At 58.5% G+C, this 16,971-nt stretch carries 18 protein-coding genes and 1 riboswitch; of the genes, 15 read left to right on the forward strand and 3 right to left on the reverse strand.

Features of this window, described 5'->3' with window-relative positions:
- Nucleotides 1–27: 27 nt before the first annotated feature.
- The 7 genes from ACR0JF_RS09785 to cmk all read left to right on the forward strand — a co-directional run bounded on the left by ACR0JF_RS09785 (nt 28) and on the right by cmk (nt 7,712).
- A complete protein-coding gene (locus ACR0JF_RS09785) occupies nt 28–909 on the forward strand; it encodes a hemolysin family protein (protein WP_170659889.1) in 882 nt (293 codons plus the stop codon).
- Nucleotides 906–2,411, forward strand: coding sequence for an apolipoprotein N-acyltransferase (gene lnt, locus ACR0JF_RS09790; protein ID WP_170659890.1), 1,506 nt, complete (start codon nt 906–908; stop codon nt 2,409–2,411). Before ACR0JF_RS09785 ends, lnt begins: the two co-directional genes overlap by 4 nt.
- A 41-nt stretch (nt 2,412–2,452) precedes the next feature.
- A riboswitch (SAM-SAH riboswitch) is annotated at nt 2,453–2,501 on the forward strand.
- A 5-nt stretch (nt 2,502–2,506) separates the two neighbouring features.
- The gene (metK, locus tag ACR0JF_RS09795) at nt 2,507–3,688 is read left to right on the forward strand and encodes a methionine adenosyltransferase (RefSeq protein WP_170659891.1); all 1,182 of its coding nucleotides are present in this window, start codon (nt 2,507–2,509) and stop codon (nt 3,686–3,688) included.
- 108 nt (nt 3,689–3,796) lie between these two features.
- Nucleotides 3,797–4,510: a tRNA (guanine(46)-N(7))-methyltransferase TrmB gene (trmB, locus tag ACR0JF_RS09800; protein ID WP_170659892.1), complete on the forward strand. Its 714-nt coding sequence runs from the start codon at nt 3,797–3,799 to the stop codon at nt 4,508–4,510.
- 85 nt (nt 4,511–4,595) lie between these two features.
- Entirely contained in the window at nt 4,596–5,669 is a 1,074-nt protein-coding gene (locus tag ACR0JF_RS09805) for an amidohydrolase family protein (RefSeq protein WP_480669205.1), read from the forward strand.
- Nucleotides 5,670–5,754: 85 nt separating this feature from the next.
- Entirely contained in the window at nt 5,755–7,101 is a 1,347-nt protein-coding gene (gene aroA, locus ACR0JF_RS09810; RefSeq protein ID WP_170659894.1) for a 3-phosphoshikimate 1-carboxyvinyltransferase, read from the forward strand.
- Nucleotides 7,098–7,712, forward strand: coding sequence for a (d)CMP kinase (gene cmk / locus ACR0JF_RS09815; protein ID WP_170659895.1), 615 nt, complete (start codon nt 7,098–7,100; stop codon nt 7,710–7,712). Before aroA ends, cmk begins: the two co-directional genes overlap by 4 nt.
- Nucleotides 7,713–7,735: 23 nt before the next feature.
- Here the strand turns inward: cmk and ACR0JF_RS09820 are convergent, their stop codons facing one another.
- Nucleotides 7,736–8,212 (reverse strand): YHS domain-containing (seleno)protein, encoded by a 477-nt coding sequence (locus ACR0JF_RS09820; protein WP_170659896.1) that lies wholly within the window; start codon nt 8,210–8,212, stop codon nt 7,736–7,738.
- Nucleotides 8,213–8,431: 219 nt separating this feature from the next.
- On the opposite strand from ACR0JF_RS09820, the gene ACR0JF_RS09825 reads away from it, so the two are divergent.
- The 8 genes from ACR0JF_RS09825 to trpB all read left to right on the forward strand — a co-directional run bounded on the left by ACR0JF_RS09825 (nt 8,432) and on the right by trpB (nt 16,132).
- On the forward strand, nt 8,432–8,968 hold the full coding sequence (locus ACR0JF_RS09825) for a hypothetical protein (protein ID WP_170659897.1): 537 nt from the start codon (nt 8,432–8,434) through the stop codon (nt 8,966–8,968).
- Nucleotides 8,969–9,230: 262 nt separating this feature from the next.
- The gene (locus tag ACR0JF_RS09830; RefSeq protein ID WP_170659898.1) at nt 9,231–10,916 is read left to right on the forward strand and encodes a tryptophan halogenase family protein; all 1,686 of its coding nucleotides are present in this window, start codon (nt 9,231–9,233) and stop codon (nt 10,914–10,916) included.
- 278 nt (nt 10,917–11,194) lie between these two features.
- A complete protein-coding gene (gene rpsA, locus ACR0JF_RS09835) occupies nt 11,195–12,871 on the forward strand; it encodes a 30S ribosomal protein S1 (protein ID WP_170377709.1) in 1,677 nt (558 codons plus the stop codon).
- Between the two features lie 269 nt (nt 12,872–13,140).
- Nucleotides 13,141–13,425 (forward strand): integration host factor subunit beta, encoded by a 285-nt coding sequence (gene ihfB / locus ACR0JF_RS09840; RefSeq protein ID WP_008758048.1) that lies wholly within the window; start codon nt 13,141–13,143, stop codon nt 13,423–13,425.
- Between the two features lie 7 nt (nt 13,426–13,432).
- Nucleotides 13,433–13,783 (forward strand): lipopolysaccharide assembly protein LapA domain-containing protein, encoded by a 351-nt coding sequence (locus ACR0JF_RS09845; RefSeq protein ID WP_170378121.1) that lies wholly within the window; start codon nt 13,433–13,435, stop codon nt 13,781–13,783.
- A 9-nt stretch (nt 13,784–13,792) separates the two neighbouring features.
- On the forward strand, nt 13,793–14,434 hold the full coding sequence (locus ACR0JF_RS09850) for a phosphoribosylanthranilate isomerase (protein WP_170659899.1): 642 nt from the start codon (nt 13,793–13,795) through the stop codon (nt 14,432–14,434).
- Between the two features lie 46 nt (nt 14,435–14,480).
- On the forward strand, nt 14,481–14,816 hold the full coding sequence (locus tag ACR0JF_RS09855; RefSeq protein WP_170659900.1) for a hypothetical protein: 336 nt from the start codon (nt 14,481–14,483) through the stop codon (nt 14,814–14,816).
- 68 nt (nt 14,817–14,884) lie between these two features.
- Nucleotides 14,885–16,132, forward strand: a complete 1,248-nt coding sequence (gene trpB, locus ACR0JF_RS09860) for a tryptophan synthase subunit beta (protein WP_170377715.1) — start codon at nt 14,885–14,887, stop codon at nt 16,130–16,132.
- A gap of 49 nt (nt 16,133–16,181) precedes the next feature.
- Here the strand turns inward: trpB and hmuQ are convergent, their stop codons facing one another.
- Both hmuQ and ACR0JF_RS09870 read right to left on the reverse strand, forming a co-directional pair.
- Nucleotides 16,182–16,502: a heme-degrading protein HmuQ gene (hmuQ, locus tag ACR0JF_RS09865; RefSeq protein WP_170659901.1), complete on the reverse strand. Its 321-nt coding sequence runs from the start codon at nt 16,500–16,502 to the stop codon at nt 16,182–16,184.
- 84 nt (nt 16,503–16,586) lie between these two features.
- Complete coding sequence (locus ACR0JF_RS09870) at nt 16,587–16,964, reverse strand: DUF2237 domain-containing protein (protein ID WP_170659902.1); 378 nt, start codon at nt 16,962–16,964, stop codon at nt 16,587–16,589.
- Between the last annotated feature and the right edge of the window lie 7 nt (nt 16,965–16,971).

The following is a 16,971-nucleotide window of genomic DNA, read 5'->3' on the forward strand; positions in this document are numbered from 1 at the left end:
TTTCACCCGATCAATTGGAAGAGGACAATGGGCGATACAGACGGCAGTTCTAGGGCGGCGCAAAGCGCGCAGTCTGAGAATTTGGACATTGAAGAGAAAAGCGGTTTCTTTTCGCGGATTATGGATGCCATCTCAGGGGCCGAAGAGGAGCAAAGCGCTCCGGTCAACGGGCATGAAATAGCCGACAATCAACATCGCGGCATGGTTAACCTGCGTCGCAAGCGGGTTGAGGATGTCGCCATTCCGACCGTTGAAATCGTCTCGGTTCCCTCAACGATTTCCAAGGATGAACTGGCTCAGGTCTTTCGCAAAAGCGGCCTGTCGCGGATACCCGTGTATGAAGGTACGCTGGATACGCCGCTGGGTTTTGTCCACCTCAAGGATTTTGCTCTAACCCATGGGTTCAATGGTGGCGGAGCCGAGTTCGACCTGACCTCGATGCTGCGCACGCTGCTGTTTGTGCCGCCCTCGATGCCTATCGGTGTTTTGCTGACCAAGATGCAGACCGAACGCCGTCACATGGCGTTGGTGATCGATGAATATGGCGGCGTTGACGGATTGTTAACCATCGAAGACCTGATTGAGCAGGTCGTCGGCGAAATCGCCGATGAGCATGACGCGCATGAAGATCAGCTTTGGCTGCAGGAAAAGCCGGGTTGTTACGTCGTTCAGGCCCGCGTTCCGCTTGAGGATTTTGAGGCCGAGATCGGACGTTCTCTGACCAGCCACGAGGATGTGGACGAGGAAGAGATCGAAACTCTGGGCGGTCTAGTCTTCATGCTGTCGGGTCGTGTTCCGGCGCGGGGTGAGGTTGTACTGCATCCCGAAGGCCCGGAGTTCGAGGTGATCGATGCCGACCCGCGCCGCATCAAGCGTCTGCGCGTCATGTTGCCGGACGTCGCTGCATGATCCCTGTCCGGGGTTGGCCTTTCTGGCTTAGACTTGGTGCCGCAGCTGCCTTGGGGGCGCTGGGCGCTTATGGCTTGGCGCCGTTTGGCTACTGGCCGCTGACGCTGATTGCGCTGACCCTAATTCCCGCGTTCTTTCTAGCCTGTGAAACCCGCGCGCGGGCCGCGTGGTTGGGCTGGGCCTTTGCCACCGGCTACTTCGCCCATGCGCTGAGTTGGATCATCGAGCCTTTCCAAGTGGACGCCGAGCGCCATGCGTGGATGGCTCCGTTTGCGCTGGTTTTCATGGCTGGCGGCCTGGCCTTGTTCTGGGCGGCAGCATTCTGGGCGGCGCGGCGGGTTGATGCTCCGGCTGTACGACAGGCTGTGTTGCTGGCCCTTACAATGTCGCTGGCTGAGTTTGGGCGTGGCTATCTTCTGACCGGCTTCCCCTGGGCCGGGGTTGCGCAGGTCTGGGTCGACACACCGGTTGCGCAACTTTTGTCTTTGGTTGGTCCGTATGGGCTGGCTGCGCTGACCTTCGCAGTGACGTTTCCGCTTGGGGTGGCGATGTCGCAACCTGTGGCTCTCCGCTCGCTTTTGGTTCCGGTCGTTGGGTTCGCCGGTGCCGCCGCTCTTGCCATGGTCTACGCCTCCAGCAGGCCGACCATAGAGTATGGTGAAAACACTGTCCGACTGATCCAGCCGAATGCGCCTCAGCATCAGAAATGGGATCCTGCATATGCGCCCCTTTTCTTCGCTCGGCAGATCGAATTCACCGCGGCACAGCCACGTCCCGACCTGATCGTCTGGCCCGAGACTGCAATTCCGGCGTGGCTCAGCAGCGCCGATCCTTATCTTGAGGCCGCCACGGACGCGGCTCAGGGCGTTTCGGTTATTCTGGGCATTCAGCGAGGGGACGGCCCGCGCATCTACAACTCGATGATCTATCTCGATGAGAACGGGCAGCAGACGGGTCTTTATGACAAGCACCATCTGGCCCCGTTTGGCGAATATGTACCGTTCGGAAACCTGATGGCCCGGTTCGGTATTCACGGCATGGCCACAACGGCTGGTCATGGGTTCAGTTCTGGGCCAGGGCCTGCGGTGATGCAGGCGGGCAAGCTGGGTAAAGCCCTGCCGCTGATCTGTTACGAGGCCGTCTTTCCCCAAGACGTCAACGGCGCGCCGGAACGGACCGATTTCATCTTGCAGATTACCAATGATGCATGGTTCGGAACCCGTTCCGGCCCTTACCAGCATCTTGCCCAGGCCCAGATGCGGGCGATTGAGCAGGGGCTGCCACTTATGCGGTCCGCCAACACCGGCATTTCGGGGATGATCGATCCTTTGGGTCGGATTACCGCATCGCTTCCTTTGGGGCAGGCGGGGTTCGTAGACGCTGATCTGCCGCTGCCTCTTGCACCAACCGTCTATTCCCGCATTGGGGACCTGCCCGTGTTCTTGGTCTCGCTCTTGTTGGCCGTGTTGTTGTGGCGCATGCCGCGGCCGCGCAGCACCTAGTTTCCGATTGACGCCATTTCGCAAGGCGCGTATGCCCTTGGTGCCTGTCACAACGGCTTCCTGGCGTGGCAGAGGAACTTCAATGGAGCACATTTATGTCCCGACAGAACTACACTTTTACTTCGGAATCGGTTTCCGAAGGGCACCCGGATAAAGTTTGCGACCGGATTTCGGACGCCGTACTCGACGCATTTCTGAATGAAGAACCCGAAGCGCGCGTGGCGTGCGAAACCTTTGCTACGACCGATCGGGTCGTCATCGGTGGCGAAGTAGGTCTGTCTGATCAGGAAAAGCTGCACGATTATATGGGCCGCATCGACGAGATCGCGCGCGCCTGTATCAAGGATATCGGTTACGAGCAGGACAAGTTTCACCACGAAACAGTCGAAGTGACGAACCTGCTGCATGAACAGTCCGCTCATATCGCTCAAGGCGTCGATGCCTCAGATGACAAGGATGAGGGCGCGGGCGATCAGGGCATCATGTTTGGCTATGCCACCACGGAAACACCTGCGCTGATGCCGGCCCCGATCCAGTATTCGCACGCAATCCTGCGTCGTCTGGCCGAAGTGCGTAAAAACGGCACCGAACCAGCGCTGGGCCCAGATGCGAAATCGCAGCTGTCAGTCGTCTATCGCGATGGCAAGCCCGTTGGCGTCAGCTCGATCGTTCTGTCCACGCAGCATCTGGATGAAGCGCTGACCTCGGACGACATCCGTGCGATCGTCGAGCCCTACATCTCTGAGACCCTGCCCGAAGGTTGGCTGAGCGCCGATACCGAATGGCACGTGAACCCGACCGGTAAGTTCGTGATCGGCGGCCCGGACGGGGACGCAGGCCTGACTGGCCGTAAGATCATCGTCGACACCTATGGCGGCGCGGCCCCTCATGGCGGCGGAGCGTTCTCGGGCAAAGACCCAACCAAGGTTGACCGCTCAGCTGCTTATGCTGCGCGTTACCTGGCCAAGAACGTGGTTGCCGCCGGTATGGCAGAACGCTGCACCATTCAGTTGAGCTATGCTATTGGCGTCTCCAAGCCGCTGTCGATCTACGCCGACACTCATGGAACCGGCCAGATTGCTGACGCCGTGATCGAAAAAGCCGTTGGTCAGGTCATGGACCTCACCCCGCGCGGCATTCGTGAGCATCTGCAATTGAACAAGCCGATCTACCAACGCACCGCAGCTTACGGTCATTTCGGCCGTGAACCCGCAGCCGATGGCGGTTTCAGTTGGGAACGCACTGATCTCATCGAAGCCCTGAAAGCGGCAGTCTGATCCAAGACAAAAGGGGCGCGTCTCGCCGGATGCGCCCTTTCTCTTTTTCGAGATACTCCGAGGGTCAGCCCCTTGTCACACGGCGCCCGCCACAGTAAGGGCACCGCCATGAGCAACCAGACACCCCAACGACCCCGCAGAAACTTCTATGGTCGCTTCAAGGGCAAAACCCTGAAGCAAAGCCAGAAGACGTATCTGAACGAAGACCTCGAAGCCTTGTCGCCCGGTGCCGTGGATTGGGAGACGAACCCCGAACGCCACCCGCTGGACCTCGATGCGCTGTTTGGCGGTGAGGATGTTTGGCTTGAAGTCGGCTTTGGCGGTGGGGAACATCTGGTGCATCAGGCCGCGAACAACCCCGATATCGGAATCATCGGGGCCGAGCCTTACATCAACGGCGTCGCCATGTTGCTCGGCAAGATCCGTCAGGCTGGGGTCGAAAACCTCGCGGTGCATCCCGGTGATGCGCGCGACCTGTTCGATGTGCTGCCAGAAGCCAGCATTTCACGCGCCTTCCTGCTCTACCCAGATCCGTGGCCCAAAACGCGCCACCACCGCCGCCGCTTCGTGACGCCCGAACATCTGGAGCCTCTGGCGCGTGTCCTGAAGCCCGGCTCGATCTTCCGTGTTGCCACCGACATTCCTGACTACGTGCGCCAGACGCTTGAGGAAGTACCCCGCGCTGGTTTCGAGTGGTTGGCTGAACGCCCTGTCGATTGGCGCGAGCCTTGGGACGACTGGATCTCGACCCGCTATGAGCAAAAGGCCCTGCGGGAAGGGCGGACACCGCACTATCTGACCTTCCGCCGGACAGACGCCTGATCGGTTTCAAATTTTTGTAATCCTGCACGCTATGCTAGGCTGTGCGCGTTACGCGTTTTCAGCATAGCTTATTTCAAGGATTACCATGTCTGATATTCGGATTACCAACTGCCATACGCATCTGTTTCACTCGCGCCACGTGCCCGAGGACTATCCCTATCCGGCGCTCAAACCGTTCAAGAAGATGCCATGGTTGATCAAGGCTCTGGCTTTCGGTGCCAGACTGATCGGCCAGCCTGGCGTCGCCGAAAAATTGGATCGGCTCTATCGTTTTCAGCAGGAAACGGATGAGGGCAGCCAGCGCGAGATTCTGGATAACCTGCAGCGACATTACCCCAGCAATACCCGTTTTGTCGTCTTGCCGATGGATCTGTCAGCCTTTGGCTTCGGCGCGCCTGAGGTGCCCCTGCACGACCAGCACGACGAACTGGCGAAGCTGGCCACTGACCCTGAGGTTGGCCCCTCGGTGATTCCCTTCGCAACGATTGACCCGCGGGCCGACCCTCAAGCCACCGAGCTGTGGCGCGCCATTGACGATCTGAGGTTTCGCGGGCTCAAGCTCTATCCTCGTTTGGGGTTTGCACCGAATGACCCAGTTCTGATGCAACATGTCTATCCGCAGTTGCAGGACAAGAACCTGCCAGTGATGTCGCATTGTTCACGTGGCGGGGTGCAGGGGCGGTACCTTTCCGACCATTGGGCCGACCGCTATACCGAGCCAGAGGCATTTATCCCGGTGATGCGTGCCTTTCCTGACCTGCGTATATGTCTGGCTCATTTTGGCGGGCAGCGTGACTGGAATGCCTATGTAAATCCTGACAACCGCGACCCTTTGGACGATGCATTCAACCGGAATTGGCTGAGATCCATTCGCACGATGATCGGCAGCGAAGACTACGATGGCCTGTGGACGGATATCTCCTACACTCTTTTCCAGTTTGAAGACTATGCGCCGTTCCTGCGCCTATTCCTGATGGGCGAGGATGAGGAAAGCGAACGCCTGCGGTCGCGCGTTTTGTTCGGCTCAGACTACTACATAACCCGGCAGCAGGCATTGTCGGAAAAGGCGGTCTGTATCCGGTTGCGCAACGTTCTGGGCGAAGAGATCTTTCGTCAAATCGCCGAGGAAAACCCGGCAAAGTGGCTGGGAGAGACCTGAGAGGCACCCATCCCCTCATTGCCGCTGGACCAACTGGCCCCAATTCGCTAATCGGCATGGACTGATAGCGAAAACAGGAGCCCCCATGTCCGGACACGGCACGCCCATCCCGATGACCTCGCATCCCTGCGGCCCGTTGAACGGAACGGCTGAGGTGCCCGGCGACAAGTCGATCTCGCACCGGTCGCTGATCCTTGGCGCGATGGCGGTTGGGGAAACCAAGATCTCGGGCCTGCTTGAGGGCGAGGATGTACTGGACACTGCCAAAGCCATGCGTGCCTTCGGGGCCGAGGTGACCGACCATGGCGGCGGTGAATGGACCGTGCATGGAGTGGGCGTTGGCGGCTTTGCCGAACCCGATCAGGTGATCGACTGCGGCAACTCAGGCACCGGCGTGCGGCTGATCATGGGCGCGATGGCGACGTCTCCGATCACGGCGACCTTCACGGGTGATGCAAGCCTGAATAAACGTCCAATGGCGCGGGTTACCGATCCGCTTGCGCTGTTTGGCACGCAGTCAGTTGGCCGCTCGGGCGGACGCCTGCCAATGACCATCGTGGGCGCAGCGGATCCGACACCGGTTCGCTACCAAGTTCCTGTTCCTTCGGCGCAGGTAAAGTCGGCCGTTCTGCTGGCGGGCCTGAACGCACCCGGCAAGACCATTGTTGTCGAGAAAGAAGCAACCCGTGATCACTCGGAACGGATGCTGGCCGGTTTCGGGGCCGAGATTACCGTTGAAGATACAGATGAGGGCCGCGTGATCACGCTGACCGGTCGACCCGAGCTGAAACCTCAGGTCATTGCCGTGCCGCGTGACCCGTCGAGCGCAGCTTTCCCGGTTTGTGCGGCGCTGATCACCCCCGGCTCGGACGTGCTGGTGCCAGGCATCGGCCTTAACCCGACCCGCGCGGGCTTGTTCACAACACTGCGTGAGATGGGCGCGGACCTGACCTATGAAAACGAACGCGAAGAGGGTGGTGAGCCCGTCGCCGATCTGCGCGCTAAATACTCGCCTAACATGAAGGGGATCGAGGTCTCGGCCGAGCGCGCCGCCTCGATGATCGACGAATATCCGGTTCTGTCCGTAGTGGCGGCTAATGCAACCGGCACCACGATGATGAGCGGCGTGAAAGAGCTGCGCGTCAAGGAAAGCGACCGGATCGACGCTATGGCGCGGGGTCTGCGGGCCAATGGTGTGACTGTGAATGAGGGCGACGATTGGTGGTCGGTCGACGGGCTGGGCATCGGCAATGTTCCCGGCGGCGGCACCTGCGAGAGCTTTCTGGACCACCGGATCGCGATGTCCTTCATGGTGATGGGCATGGGTGCGAAAACGCCCGTCTCTGTCGATGATGGCGGCCCGATCGCAACCTCGTTCCCGATTTTCGAGCCGCTGATGGCCTCGCTGGGTGCCAAGGTCAAACGGACATGATCTTTACCGTCGCCATTGATGGCCCAGCGGCGGCGGGCAAGGGGACGATCTCGAAAGGCGTCGCGGCGCATTTCGGGTTTGCGCACTTGGATACGGGGCTGCTTTATCGTGCGGTCGGGCGGCGCGTGTTGGATGGAGTCGACCCCGTCGCTGCGGCCCAAGCCCTGACCGCAGAGGAACTGGAGCAAGGCGATCTGCGCACGGCTGAGATCGCGCAGGCGGCGTCAAAAGTTGCTGTCATCCCTGAGGTGCGGGCCGCGCTGGTCGATTTCCAGCGTACCTTTGCCCAACGCGCAGGCGGGGCAGTATTGGATGGGCGCGATATCGGGACGGTGATTTGCCCCGAGGCTGAGGTGAAGCTGTTTATCACCGCCAGCGCTGAGGTTCGGGCCGAACGCCGGTTTTTGGAACTTAGCGCCAAAGGGTCTGATGTAACGCGTGATCAGGTCTTGGCCGATGTGCGCGAACGGGACGCGCGCGATGCGGAGCGTAGCACCGCCCCCATGAAACCCGCCGAAGATGCCGTTCTGCTGGACACGTCCGAACTGAGCATCGACGACACTCTGGCACAGGCTGTCGAAATCATCGCACAGAAAAGACCCGCAGCGTAGCTGCGGGCCGTTGTTTTAGGAGATCAGAGTTCGCCGACGGCGACGCTCTTGATGTTTGCCCACTGGTCGTCGGCGGTTTTGGCAGTGCCAACCACGTCTTTCAGGAAGGCTGCGCGGGTTTCGGCGTTCAGGAACAGGAACAGTTTGCCGTCCGCGATCAGATACTGATCCGGGTCACCGTCGAACTTCTTGCCAACCGAGACACCGAACGAGCAGAAGCCGCCGTGCTGGGGCAGGTAGGCCGCCGGGTTGGCCTCGAACGCCTCGCGGTTTTCGGCGGTGGTGAAGTAGTAGGACGCGCCATCATAGGTGGCCGAGTGGGTTGCAAAACCCTCGACCGGGTTGCTGCTGTTGACCAGTGCGACCAGATCCACCCCATGCGCAGCAAGCGGCGCACCAGCCGCCGAGATGCCTTTGGAGACATTGATTTCATCCGCAGCAAAGGCCGGGGCCGACAGGGCAAGCGCAGCAACAAAAGCAGTGAATACGAGCGATTTCATTTAGGTCATCCTTTCATTATCAGATCAGAGCTGAGGTATCCCCTCGGCCGATGTGACAAAGTTAGGACAGAGGCTTTGTACGCGTAATCGCAGATAGACCGCGAAACTATGCAGATCGTTCAAACATCCGGATTGCACGCAAAAACACTTCACACAGCTTTGTTTAGCCAGTGACCCGGTTGCTTTCTAAGGTAGGGGGGCAACTATGGGAGCGGCCTCATGATCCGACTAGCTGTGATTTTGTTCCTCATCGCCGGCAGCGTGAGCGCGCAACAGGCCGAACCGCCCGTGCCTGAGGGCGAACCTCCGATGACATATGAGCGGTTGGGCAGGATTCTCTTTGCGCTTGATCCGGAGACGCAGCCCAGCGGGCCAGGGTTCCAGATCACCATTGCGGATGTGCCGGTTCTGGTGATCACCGATGTAGTGGCCGATCGAATGCGCGCTATGGTGCCCATCAGCAGCACGGCAGATCTGTCTGTGGAGGATCTGCAACGGATGATGCAGGCCAATTTCGACAGCACGCTGGACGCGCGCTATGCGATTGCCAACGGAACCCTGTGGGCCGTGTTCATCCACCCGCTGTCGCCGCTGAAAAAGGATCAGCTGATCTCGGGCCTGGCGCAGACGGTGAACATCGCAAACACTTATGGCACTCTGTATTCGGGCGGAGCGGCTGAGTTCGGAGGGGGTGACAGCGGCGATCTGCAGCGTGCGCTGATCGATGAGCTTTTGAAAAAGGGCGAGGAAATCTGAAATCGGAATGTGACCGCGTTTCAATTTGACACAGCTCGGCGTTGCCGGATTTTTGGCGCTATCAATTTGGGGCCAAAAGACCAAGTGAAACCCATTAAGTATCTGCTCAAGAAGGGTAAAATAGCCACATCGACAGGGCCCTAGCCAGATGTAACAAAACTGTTATGCTCCCCACACAAGCAATAAAGGGAAGGCCGCCGGAAACCTCCAAAAAAGGGGGAAGTGGCCACAAAATTCCCTAAGCCAACAGGGACAGACAAACATGACCAAACGTTTGCGCAAAATCACCATCGTGGGTGGTGGGACCGCGGGCTGGATGACCGCGTTGATTTTGGAGATGGTGCTGTCGCGCACCTCCGCGCCCAAGGATCGCCCACGTATCTGCCTGATCGAAAGCCCCAATATCTCGACCGTCGGTGTGGGTGAGGCAACGGTTCCGAGAATGCCGGTTACGCTGAGGCAAGCGGGCATTTCCGAACGGGACTTTTTTCGCGAAACCAATGCCTCATTCAAGCTGGGCGTGAAGTTCTGCAATTGGAACAAGGACGCCAAGGGCAATCGCATCGACTATGTGAACCCGTTTGCCCATGGTCAGATGCTGGAGGGGTTGGAGACGGCCGAGTATTTCCTGCGTTTTGGCAACGGAGATCGGGATTTCACGCAGTCCATCTCACCGCATGATGATCTGGGACGGATGTGCAAAGGCGCGCGGCCCTTGGGGGCACCGGAATTCGAGCAGCGCTTTGGTTACGCCTATCACCTGGACGCCGTGAAGTTCGCGGGCATGCTGACCAAGGTGTGTACCAAGCGCGGTGTTGAGCATATTCAGGATGAGGTGCAATCGGTCGAGCTGGATGAGCAGGGCAATGTCAGTCACCTGATGCTGGAGCGGAAAGGCCGTCACGACATCGAAATGGTCATTGACTGCACAGGGTTCCGTGGTCTGATCATCAATCAGGCTCTGGGTGAGCCCTTCATGGATTACTCGGACTTTCTGCCGAACGACCGGGCCATGGCGTTGCAGATTGAACATCCAGATCCAGAGAAGATCGAAAGCCTGACCCGCTCAACCGCGCTTGGGGCGGGGTGGACATGGCGCGTGCCGCTCTTCAACCGAGTGGGTACTGGTTATGTGTTCTCATCTGCGCACCGGACGGATGATCAGGCGGCAGATGAATATCTTGAGTGGCTGGGCGACAGCGGCAAGGGTCTGACGCCGCGCGTGATCCCGATGCGTGTTGGGCGCGTGCGTAACGCGTGGGTCAAGAACTGCGTGGCGATCGGCCTGTCTGGCGGGTTCATCGAGCCGCTGGAAAGCACCGCGATCCACATGATCGACCATGCCGTGCGCTGGTTTGCCGAGCATCTGCCGACGCAGGACATCGAACCAGCCTTGCGGAAGCGTTACAACCGACAGATGGACAAGCTCTATAACGAGGTGTTGGAGTTCATCTGTCTGCACTATCGCCTTGGCAACCGCACCGATGACCAATACTGGATCGACGCGCGGACCGAAATGAAACTGCCTGATCGGTTGGCCGAGAACCTTGAACTCTGGCAGCATCGCTTGCCGATGGAACATGATATCGAGTTCGTATCCCTGTTCGATCATCGCGTCTATCAGACGGTTCTGCTGGGCAAACAGGTCTATGATACGGGCTATGGCGAAGGCATCCGCGATCGTCTGCGTCCATTGAAGAAACCTATCTGGTTCCATTGGTGGAAGGGCGCGCGCATGCACCTCAACGAGATTCTGCAAACAATGCCGGATCACAAAACGCTTCTGCGCGATATTCGGGGTGAACTGAAGAAGCCAGCTTTTGGCAAGGCGGCTGCAGTGAAACCCACTGTGGCCATGCCGGGCGCAAAGCCGGCTCCGGTTGTGGTGCAGAACATGCCGAACCTGGCCGAAATCCAAAGCGGTGCGAAGGACCTGCAATTGTTCTAGGGCGCTTAGGCATGGGCAGAATAATCTTCGACACCCGCTGCGGTGCCGAGATTTAGGCTTTGCCCTTGCGTATCTGGCGGAACCAGCCTATACCCGCGCTGTCTGAACAAGGGCGGTTAACGTCCGGATGACGTATCTGAGCAGGGCCGGGTTACCTCGGCCTTTTGTGTTTGTGTAGTCAGATGCGCACTGGGTCACGCCTGCAGACACCATGAAACAAGACCGGCGGAAACAACCGCTCGGCCAGCAAAAACATATGTAAAGGAAAATGACGCCACATGGCTAACGCATCCATGGAGGAATTCGAAGCCCTCCTGAATGAAAGCTTCGAAATGGACACACCCGAAGAGGGTTCTGTTGTCAAAGGTAAGGTTCTGGCGATCGAAGCCGGCCAAGCCATCATCGACGTAGGCTATAAAATGGAAGGCCGCGTTGATCTGAAAGAATTCGCAAATCCTGGCGAAGCCCCTGAAATCGCTGTAGGTGACGAGGTCGAAGTTTACCTGCGCGCCGCAGAAAACGCCCGTGGCGAAGCTGTCATCTCTCGCGAGATGGCCCGCCGTGAAGAGGCATGGGACCGTCTGGAAAAAGCATATGCCGACGACCAGCGCGTAGAAGGTGCAATCTTTGGTCGCGTTAAAGGTGGCTTCACCGTCGATCTGGGTGGCGCAGTTGCGTTCTTGCCCGGCTCGCAGGTTGACGTTCGCCCCGTGCGCGACGCTGGCCCGCTGATGGGTCTGAAGCAACCGTTCCAGATTCTGAAAATGGACCGCCGCCGTGGCAACATCGTTGTGTCGCGTCGCGCAATCCTGGAAGAATCGCGTGCCGAACAGCGTGCCGAAGTTATCGGCAACCTGTCCGAAGGTCAGACCGTCGAGGGTGTCGTCAAGAACATCACCGAATACGGTGCATTTGTTGACCTGGGCGGCGTTGACGGCCTGCTGCACGTTACCGACATGGCATGGCGTCGTGTGAACCACCCGTCCGAGATCCTGACGATCGGCGAAACCATCAAGGTTCAGGTCATCAAGATCAACAAAGAGACCCACCGCATCAGCCTGGGCATGAAGCAGCTGCAGGAAGATCCGTGGGATCTGGTTGCTGCGAAATACCCGCTGGGCTCGGTCCATCAAGGTCGCGTCACCAACATCACCGACTACGGCGCGTTCGTCGAGCTGGAAGCCGGTGTCGAAGGTCTGGTGCACGTGTCCGAGATGTCCTGGACCAAGAAAAACGTCCACCCCGGCAAGATCGTTTCGACCAGCCAGGAAGTCGACGTCATGGTTCTGGAAATCGACGGCGCCAAGCGTCGCGTGTCTCTGGGCCTGAAGCAGACTCAGCGCAACCCATGGGAAGTGTTTGCAGAAACACACCCCGAGGGCACCGAGGTCGAAGGCGAAGTCAAGAACATCACCGAATTCGGTCTGTTCATTGGCCTCGAAGGCGACATCGACGGCATGGTTCACCTGTCCGACCTGTCCTGGGACGAGCGTGGCGAGGATGCGATTCAGAACTACCGCAAAGGCGACATGGTTTCGGCCGTCGTTTCGGAAGTTGACGTTGAGAAAGAGCGTATCTCTCTGTCGATCAAAGCCCTGGGCGGTGACAAGTTCGCAGAAGCCGTGGGCGGCGTGAAGCGTGGCTCGGTCATCACCGTTGAAGTCACCGCGATCGAAGATGGCGGCATCGAGGTCGAATACGAAGGCATGAAGTCGTTCATCCGTCGTTCGGACCTGTCGCGTGATCGTGCTGAGCAGCGCCCTGAGCGCTTCAACACCGGCGACAAAGTCGACGTCCGCGTCACCAATGTCGACAGCAAGACGCGCCGTCTGGGCCTGTCGATCAAGGCACGCGAGATCGCCGAAGAGAAAGAGGCCGTGGAACAGTACGGTTCTTCCGACTCGGGCGCATCGCTGGGCGATATCCTGGGTGCAGCGCTGAAATCCGGCGACTAAATCCGGTCTTTGAACCGATACAAATCAACGGCCCCGTACATGTGTGCGGGGCCGTTTTTGTTGCGAATCAACAAGTTCTCAAATTGGACGCTAAAATGTACATACTATGTGCATGAACGGGATTTTGGGTGTTCAAGCTAAAAATCATGCGAGTTTGCCCGAAATAGCAGCTTCTACACACAGAGTTTACGTTCCCCCGAACCGGGTTTTTTTCTATACTGTCCAGAACACTAGAGATGGTAAACCGGTCGCCTGGGAGGGTAGCGCGCATGATCCGTTCTGAATTGATTCAAAAAATTGCTGATGAAAACCCGCATTTGTATCAACGCGATGTCGAGCGGATTGTGAATACAGTTTTCGAGGAAGTCACCGACGCGATGTCGCGCGGTGACCGCGTCGAGTTGCGCGGGTTTGGCGCGTTCTCGGTGAAAAAGCGCGACGCCCGCGTGGGTCGCAATCCGCGCACCGGCGAAACTGTGCAGGTCGAAGAAAAATGTGTGCCGTTTTTCAAGACGGGTAAGTTGCTTAGGGACCGATTGAACGGTAAAGCCTGACCTTATGATGCGCTACATTCGATATGCTTTTCTGGGGGCACTGGGGATTATCTTGGTCTCGGTCTCCCTTGCCAACGTAGAATCCGTTGAACTCAAGTTGATGCCCGACCCTCTGGCCGAGCTGCTGGGTTTCAACCTGTCTACCTCGCTACCGCTGTTTCTAGTGGTACTGGGCGGCGTTGTGGCCGGTCTGGTCATCGGTTTCTTGTGGGAATGGATGCGCGAGCATAAGCATCGCCGTGATGCGACCGTCAAAAAAGGCGAAGTGCGCAAGCTTGAGCGCGAGGTCAAGAAGCTCAAGAAAAAGCAGAATGAAGGCAAGGACGAGGTTCTCGCCATTCTGGATGAGGCAAGCTGAGCCAAAGCAATGCCTGATGTGTCTGTCAAAATCTGCGGTTTGACCGCCCCTGATCACGTGCGCGCTGCGGTTGATGCAGGCGCGCGGTATCTGGGTTTCAATTTCTTCGCCAAATCCCCCCGCTATGTCTCGCCCCAGCAGGCCGCTGAGTTGGCGACCCATGTGCCGGCGGGCGTGGCCAAGGTGGCGTTGGTGGTGAATGCCTCTGATGAGGTATTGGACGACATCACGCAGAACGCTCCGTTCGATATCCTGCAGCTGCATGGGGGCGAGTCGATTGAGCGCGTGCAACAAATCAAGGACCGGTATGGCTTGCCGGTGATGAAGGTGATCGGGGTGGCCGATGAGGCTGACCTGGCCACCATTGATGCATTCAGTGAAGTGGCGGATCAGCTGTTGATTGATGCCAAGCCGCCAAAGAATGCTGTTCTGCCCGGAGGCAATGGCTTGGCTTTTGACTGGCGTCTGCTGGCGGGTCGCAAATACTGGCGCAAGCCGTGGATGTTGGCCGGTGGTCTGACCCCTGACAACGTGGCCGAGGCGATCCGTATGACCGGCGCGCGTCAGGTTGATGTCGCATCCGGTGTCGAAAGCGCGCCGGGGGTGAAAGATGCCACCCTGATGAAGGCATTTATCGACGCGACGCGGTGATCTGATCGCGTATTCGCGCCGTATCTCTCGACGGAGGGGTACAAACATGCTGGCGGCAATAGGCGGCGTTTCTCTGAAACACTGGTACAACGCGCCAGAGTTTTTCTGGCGAGCGGGACAGGCTTTGCGTCAGGCGCGGGGCGATCCGCTATGCTTGCATGCGGCGACCTTCCGTCAAGATGGTCTCTATTTCTCTCTCAGCGTCTGGCACGATATCGAGGCGATGCTTACCTTCGCCCAATCAGGCCCACACCGTCGCCTGATGCTGGAGGCGAACCGCTTGGCGCATGTGAACCAGTTCCACCATTTCCCTTGCATAGGGATACCGACGGCTGAGCAAGCGCTTGAGCTTTGGCGGCATCATACCCTGGCTGCCGAATGAGGCGTTTTGCCCATGGCAAAACCTGCCGCTACCTCCTATGAACAACGGATACGACGCGGGAGACTTCCATGGCCAACGATCTTTTCAATTCCTTCATGTCCGGCCCTGACGAACAGGGGCGTTTTGGCATTTTCGGAGGGCGTTTTGTCAGCGAGACGCTGATGCCGCTGATCCTGTCGCTGGAAGAGGAATATGACAAAGCCAAGGATGATCCGACGTTCTGGGCAGAGATGGACGATCTATGGGCAAACTACGTGGGCCGCCCGTCGCCTCTGTACTACGCTGAACGCCTGACCGAGCATCTAGGCGGGGCGAAGATCTACCTCAAACGTGATGAGCTGAATCACACCGGCGCGCATAAGATCAATAACGTGTTGGGCCAGATCATTCTGGCGCGCCGCATGGGCAAGACCCGGATCATTGCGGAAACTGGGGCAGGGCAGCACGGCGTGGCCACAGCCACAGTCTGTGCCAAGTTCGGCTTGAAATGTATCGTCTATATGGGCGCCCATGACGTGCAGCGCCAGGCGCCGAACGTGTTCCGCATGCGTCTGCTAGGGGCCGAGGTGATTCCGGTGACCTCGGGCCGTGGGACGCTGAAGGACGCGATGAACGACGCGCTGCGCGACTGGGTGACCAATGTGCGCGACACGTTCTACTGCATCGGCACCGTGGCCGGTCCGCACCCGTACCCAGCTATGGTGCGCGACTTCCAGTCGATCATCGGCAAGGAAGCCAAAGAGCAGATGATGAAGGCCGAGGGCCGTCTACCCGACACGATCATCGCTGCCATTGGCGGTGGCTCGAACGCGATGGGCCTGTTCTACCCGTTCCTCGACGACAAAGAGGTCAACATCATCGGCGTCGAAGCCGGTGGTAAAGGCGTAAACGAGAAGATGGAGCATTGCGCTTCGCTGACCGGTGGTCGTCCAGGCGTGTTGCATGGCAACCGGACCTATCTGCTGCAGGACGATGACGGCCAGATTCTCGAAGGCTATTCGATCTCGGCCGGTCTGGACTATCCGGGCATCGGGCCCGAGCACTCCTGGCTGAACGATATCGGCCGCGCGAACTATGTCGCCATCACCGACAAAGAGGCGCTTGAGGCATTCCAGCTCTGCTGTGCCACCGAAGGCATCATCCCGGCGCTGGAGCCCAGCCACGCGCTGGCCCATGTTATGAAGATCGCACCGGATCTGCCGAAAGATCACCTGATCTGCATGAATATGTGCGGACGCGGTGACAAGGACGTGCAGACCGTCGCCAAATACCTAAACTTCGACATGTCGGACACAGAAGGCCGCACGGCGGACTAACATTCGGTCAAGCGGATGGAACCGGCCCCCAGAAAGGGCCGGTTTTTCTTTAGCTCTCTTGCAGGACGGTTTCGAACCCTTCGAACTGGGGCGGGCCCATAAGGGCGGATTGGGTCTTGCTGTTGCCTGCATTTTTATGCGCGTCGCGGAACTGTTCCGACTTGGTCCAAGCCTCAAAATCTGCGTGGCTATCCCAAATCACATGGCTGGAATACAGGCGATATCCGTCGCCTTCAGGCCCTTTGAGTAGGCGGAATTCCTGAAACCCTTTCAGCTCATTCAGACGGCTCTGGCGTTCCTTCCAGACATTCTCAAAATCGGCTTCACTGCCGGACCGGACCTTGAAACGGTTCATTGCGATAAAGCTCATGGCTTTCCCCATTCTTTCGTGATTGAGGCTGGCGAAACGAAATGTCGGCTGGCTGTTGGTATAGAGAGTATTCCCCACCCGCCGTCAATTGGCGCGCGCTGCGTGTTGGCGCAGGATGTCTAGCGGCACGATCTCAAGCGCGCGCTGATGCGTCGCCTCAAGATGCACCTTGGGCGCACAGCCTTCGTCATGCGCCTGAAGGAAGCGACCGGCGCAAAGACACCAGCTGTCCCCGGGGTTGAGGCCCGGAAAGTTGAACTCGGGCCGAGGGGTGCTGAGGTCGTTGCCAACGTATTTCGAATAGGCCAGAAACTCAGCCGTCATGACGGCGCAGACGGTGTGACTGCCCTGATCCTCGATGCAGGTGTTGCAGGCCCCGTCGCGGAAGAACCCGGTCAAAGGGTCTTTCGAGCAATCGGCCAGAATCCCGCCGAGAACATTGATGCTGTCTTCTTTCTGCATGAGGCTC

The sequence above is a fragment of the Ruegeria sp. BG11 genome (assembly GCF_056538565.1).